At 64.7% G+C, this 4,354-nt stretch carries 6 protein-coding genes; all 6 read right to left on the bottom strand.

The features are described 5' to 3' along the window. A partial coding sequence (locus tag ACE3OH_RS20040; protein ID WP_374357318.1) for a sigma-70 family RNA polymerase sigma factor occupies window positions 1-628 on the bottom strand: 628 nt, incomplete at its 3' end. A gap of 11 nt (window positions 629-639) precedes the next feature. Then, complete coding sequence (gene fliP / locus ACE3OH_RS20035; protein WP_374357316.1) at window positions 640-1,464, bottom strand: flagellar type III secretion system pore protein FliP; 825 nt, start codon at window positions 1,462-1,464, stop codon at window positions 640-642. Then, window positions 1,448-1,906, bottom strand: coding sequence for a flagellar biosynthetic protein FliO (locus ACE3OH_RS20030; protein ID WP_374357314.1), 459 nt, complete (start codon window positions 1,904-1,906; stop codon window positions 1,448-1,450). Before ACE3OH_RS20030 ends, fliP begins: the two co-directional genes overlap by 17 nt. Further along, the gene (locus ACE3OH_RS20025) at window positions 1,903-2,253 is read right to left on the bottom strand and encodes a FliM/FliN family flagellar motor switch protein (protein WP_374357312.1); all 351 of its coding nucleotides are present in this window, start codon (window positions 2,251-2,253) and stop codon (window positions 1,903-1,905) included. The genes ACE3OH_RS20030 and ACE3OH_RS20025 overlap by 4 nt, the downstream gene beginning before the upstream one ends. 82 nt (window positions 2,254-2,335) lie before the next feature. Further along, window positions 2,336-3,103 carry a FliM/FliN family flagellar motor switch protein gene (locus ACE3OH_RS20020; protein WP_374357310.1) on the bottom strand — a complete coding sequence of 256 codons (768 nt, stop codon included), beginning with the start codon at window positions 3,101-3,103 and terminating at the stop codon, window positions 2,336-2,338. A gap of 3 nt (window positions 3,104-3,106) precedes the next feature. Then, window positions 3,107-4,279, bottom strand: coding sequence for a flagellar hook protein FlgE (locus ACE3OH_RS20015; protein ID WP_374357308.1), 1,173 nt, complete (start codon window positions 4,277-4,279; stop codon window positions 3,107-3,109). Window positions 4,280-4,354 lie beyond the last annotated feature (75 nt).

Genomic DNA, 4,354 nt, shown 5'->3' with positions numbered 1-4,354 from the left:
CGATCGGCATCTGGTTGAAGTAATGGTATTTGATCACTAGCCGCTCGCGCTCGGGCAGCTGATCGACCAAGGATTTCATGCTGCGGCGCAGCTGCGCCAGCTCGATGCTGCTGTAGTGCGGGCTGGCCATCGCATCCGGGTGGCGATAGCTGTCTGCCTCGTCGACCATAAAGCCCAGCGCTAGGCTGATCGCCACATCGGCCAGCTGGTGGAACAGGTCTTTGTCGTGGTCGTTCAACGCGTCTTTGACCGAATCGCGCCGCTCCGCTTTCAGGCGCTGGCGGGTGGTGATCTGGCTGCGCTTCTCGGTTGCCTGTTCCAGATTATTGAGCATGGCACCCTGGATACGCAGCACCGCATAGGCTTTGAACAGGGCCCCGCGTGCCGGGTCATAGCGCTCCACCGCTTCGAGGAGCCCAACGGTGGCCGATTGCAGGTATTCGGCAAATTCCAGATCATCGCCGATGCGGCCGGCATACTGCTTGGCGGCCAGCATGCGGGCAAACGGCAGGTAGGCTTCGATCAGCCGGCTGCGCGCCGCCTGCTCGCCTGCGCGCAGCGATGCCCACAGCGCTGGCTCGTCGGCCAGCGGCAGCAGGGCATTCACATTGTCCGCAAGGTCCAGCATCGCGTTACCGCTTATACAAAGGTGCCCAGCAGGGCCTTGGTGACCAGGTTCCAGCCATCGATCAGCACGAACATGAGGATTTTCAGCGGCAGGGAGATGGTGGCCGGCGGCACCATCATCATGCCCAGGGCCATCAGGATCGCCGACACGATCAGATCGATCAGCACAAAAGGCAGGAAGATCACAAAGCCGATCTGGAAGGCCGCGCGCAGCTCGGACAACATAAAGGCCGGAATCAGCTGCACGGTGGAAATGTCATCGACGGTTCGCGGTTCGGGCGCCTTGGCGATCTCCACCATCAGCTGCATATCCTGCTCGCGGGTCTGGCGCACCATAAAGTCGCGTATCGGCTTGATGCCGGCATCGAGCGCCGGCCCAGGCGCCAGCTTGTCGTTCATGAACGGCTGGAACGCCTGCTCATTCACCGTCTTCAATACCGGCGCCATGGTGAACAGGGTGAGGAATAGCGCCAGGCTCACCAGCACGGTATTGGGCGGGGTTTCCGGCATGCCGATGGCGTGGCGCAGCATCGATAGCACCACGCTGATGCGGATAAAGGCGGTGACCGACACCAGCAGCGCCGGCGCCAGGCTCAGCACGGTCAGGCCCAGGAGCACCTTCAGGGCGGTGGAAACCTGCGCCTGCTCGCCCTGGCCGACCAGGCGCACCTCCATGCCGGGCAGTGATACTGCGCTGCTGCTGGCTGCCAGACAGTGGCCGGCCATCAGCGCCAGCACAAGCAGGCCGAGCAGCCACAGCGCGCGCTGCCAGCTGGCTGTGCGTACGGGTAGGCGCAGTGCGGGGTAGGCGGGCGTAGGCTCAAGCTTCAACATCATGGCCTCCCCCTGGCTTAGGGTTGGCTTCAGGTGGGGTTGCTGCCAAGGGGCGGCGCACCAGCAGCTGCACCGCCTGGCCGGCCTCGACCAGCAGCAGTTCTTCATCGTGGTAGTGCACCACATGCAGGCTGCTGTGCCGCCCCAGCCGGATGGCTTCGACCTGGCGCAAGCGGCGCTGACCGGCCCAGCCCTTGCCGAGCCGGCCGGAGAGGCCAAAGCGTTTGATGCCCCATACCATGCCAAAGGCCAGCAGGCCGACCAGGGCCAAGCTGGCCAGGCTGCGGGTGGCCAGATCATCATCGCCATGCCGTTCCTGCTTGTAGGGAATGGCGTGGGTGGATGGGCTGCCCGGCGTGGCGCTCACATCGGCCAGCGGCGCTGCCGCGACCTTCAGCAGCAACAGGGCGGCAAACAAGGCGAGGAGTCGCGACAGGTGCTTCATGTCGCAGCGGCGCCCGCATCAAGGCGCGGTAGCTCGGTGATGCGCACACCGAACTGATCGTCCACCGCCACCAGCTGGCCGCGTGCTACTACCTGGCCATCGAGCAGGATATCGACCGGCGCATCGAGCGGGCGGTCGAGTGTGAGCAGATGGTCTTCGCGCATCTGCAACAATTCACCCACGCTGACTTGCGCCTCGCCCACCTTGACCGACAGCTGCACTTTGACATTCTTGATCAACGCCAGATGGCCGCTAAGCAGGCTGGGTGCGTGCGCGGCCGAGCCTGGCAGTTCGTCCAACGCGATGGGCTGGGGTATCGCGTCGGCCGCGTGTTCGGAAGAGCTCATGGAAGGTCCTTAGTGAGGCTGCCGGCCACGGCCGGGCAGGGTGATTCGGGATGCAGGGCGAGCGAGCACGCTTTGACGCACTTCATGGTGTGCTCCCCTTGAACAGCTCGACCGCATAGTGGCCTTGCGCTGCGCCCAGCTGGGCCTGGCACAGCGGAACATGGCCCGGCGCCAGAACCTGCAAGGCCTGGCCCAAGGGCAGGGGCAGGGTCAGCACATCGCCCAGCGCCAGGGTTTGCAGGGCGCCCAGCGTGAGTGCGGTGCTGCCCAGCTCCACGGTCAGGTTTACCGGCTGGCGTGCTAGCGCCGACCGCAGTGGCGCCAGCGGTGGCAGCAGGGTAGGGGAAACTTGCCGAGCGGCCGCGAGCTGGCAGGCCGGCAGCAGTACGCGCAGGGGCTGATTGGCTACGGTGAGTGTCAGCAAGCTGGCGCCGCTGCCGGGCCGGCATAACAGGGTGAGGGCGCCGGCGTCCTCAGACGGTTCGGCTACTTCGCCGAGCAGGGCAGAAATCAGCGCAGACTGGGCCTGCTGCACCACCGGCACCGCCAGCGGCGCGCTACGTTGCGGCTCGCTGCCGGCATCGTGCCCCTCGAGCCGGAACAGCCATTGCTCCAGCAGGCGTGGCAGATTGGCCGGCAGCTGCAGGCCGGCGATGTCGCCCTTGCTTAGCCGGTAGCTGCGCCAGTCCGCGCTCAAGCCGGCCAGCGCGCAGGCCGGCTGTACGCTGATCTGGTAGGCGGGCAAGGGCGCCCAGTCGCTGGCCCAGGCGGCCAGGGCCTGGCGGCGTGCATCGCCCAGCTGATCGAGCTGGCTGCGCCGTGGCAGCAGATAGGGTCGAACATTGGCCACGCTTTACTGGCCCTTCATCTGCAGCAGGGTTTGCAACATCTGGTTGGCGGTGCTGATCAGCTCAGAGGCCGCCTGATAGCCGCGCTGGGTGATGATGATCTTGCTGAATTCCTTGGACAGATCGACGTTCGAGGCTTCCAGCGAGGCCGCCTTGATCGGGCCGCCGCGTTTGCCGGCGGTGCCCAGCGTTACCGACTGCGGATTGCTGTTGATAAAGCTGTTGCCGCTGACCGGCTGCAAGGGCGCGGTGGAATTGAACAGGGCAATGGCCAGCTGCTGGTCCTTCACCGTCTGGCCGTTGGAGTAGCTGATCGCCAGCTTGCCCTCGGCATCGAAAGTGGTTTTGCTGACCGTGCCGGTGCCATAGCCATCGCTTGAGCTGACCGCCAAGGTGGAGGCGCCGGTGGCGGCACTGGTGGTGCCGGCTTCCAGTGTCAGGGTCAGCGGCATCGCCGGCACCCCGGCCGGGTTGTAGGTGAAATACACGCTGTTGTGGCCGGGATCGAGCTGGCCGGCAATAAAGTGCACCTCGCCGGAGTCGACCACCGTGCCGCCGTCCTTGATGGTGACCAGCCAGCTGCCGCTGCTGCTGGCGTTATTGTTCTTGAACTCGGCCACCAGGCTGTGGCTGCCGCCGGCGGCATCGGTCACGGTAATGCCGCTGACAGTCTTGGTGGTGTCGGCGGTGGACAGGGTGCCGGCAAAGCTGACATTGGCGCTGGCCTTGGCGGCATTGGTTCGCAGGCCGTTGACATTGATATCTTGCAGGATGCCGGCGCTATTGAAGCCCTGAACCCGCGCGCCATTGCTGCGGCTGACCAGATAGCCCTGTGCATCGACCTGGAAGCTGCCATCGCGGGTGTACAGGGTCTGGCCGGTGCTGTCTTTCAGTACAAAGAAGCCATCGCCATCGATGGCGGCGTCCAGATCATTGCCGGTGGCATTGATCTGGCCGTGGCTGAAGTCCACCACGCTGGGCAGCGTACCGAGCCCGGCGCCCTGCTGGGCACCCTGACCCGGTGCTTCGCTGCCGCCGTCGGAGAAGTAGGCGGAGAACTGGGCATTGCTGCCCTTGAAGCCGGTGGTGTTGAGGTTGGCGACATTGCTGCTGATGGTCTGCAGCTCCTTGGAAAAACCTATCAGGCCGGAGGTGCCGATATCGATGGAATTAAGCATGGTGACGGGCTTTCGCGGCGAATTGGAAATGGGTAGGCAAAATGTTCGGGGCTACGCGGCGTTGATTGCATTCAC

Origin of the sequence: Chitinimonas sp., from assembly GCF_041904975.1 — a bacterium.
GTDB lineage: Bacteria > Pseudomonadota > Gammaproteobacteria > Burkholderiales > Chitinimonadaceae > Chitinimonas.
The sequence above is the reverse complement of the archived record's forward strand: the minus strand, read 5'-3'. Positions and strand labels throughout refer to the sequence as shown.

Coding starts and splice junctions, on each gene's coding strand:
- fliP (WP_374357316.1), bottom strand. CDS start 1,464: ATGATGTTGAAGCTTGAGCCTACGCCCGCCTACCCCGCACTGCGCCTA.
- ACE3OH_RS20030 (WP_374357314.1), bottom strand. CDS start 1,906: ATGAAGCACCTGTCGCGACTCCTCGCCTTGTTTGCCGCCCTGTTGCTG.
- ACE3OH_RS20025 (WP_374357312.1), bottom strand. CDS start 2,253: ATGAGCTCTTCCGAACACGCGGCCGACGCGATACCCCAGCCCATCGCG.
- ACE3OH_RS20015 (WP_374357308.1), bottom strand. CDS start 4,279: ATGCTTAATTCCATCGATATCGGCACCTCCGGCCTGATAGGTTTTTCC.